Source organism: Tenacibaculum sp. AWR4_210, assembly GCF_056160945.1.
The window spans coordinates 1-256 of record NZ_JBSWYF010000093.1 but is presented as its reverse complement, the minus strand read 5'-3'; the positions used below and the strand labels follow the sequence as shown (position 1 = coordinate 256).

Annotated in this window: 1 protein-coding gene; it reads right to left on the bottom strand. The window is 50.8% G+C overall.

Features of this window, described 5'->3' with window-relative positions; translation table 11 throughout:
- Window positions 1-256: hypothetical protein (locus tag ACXAG7_RS20165; protein WP_476667958.1), on the bottom strand; the 256-nt coding region annotated here is incomplete at both ends.

Sequence of the window (256 nt, the reverse complement as noted above, 5' to 3'; positions counted from 1 at the left end):
ATGTTACCGTGCTTCCTGCACAGATGGTAAGTGTTCCGTTAGTTCCCGCATTTGGTAAAGCTTGCTCGCTTACCACTACCTGAGCTGTTGCGGCTGTGGTACATGGTGCGGTTGCTGCTACGGTATACGTATAGGTATTAGCCCCTGCTAAAGCTGGTGACCAAGTACCTCCTGTCGCTGGGCTTCCACCTAAGGCTGCAAATAATTGCCCTGATGTTACCGTGCTTCCTGCACAGATGGTAAGTGTTCCGTTAGT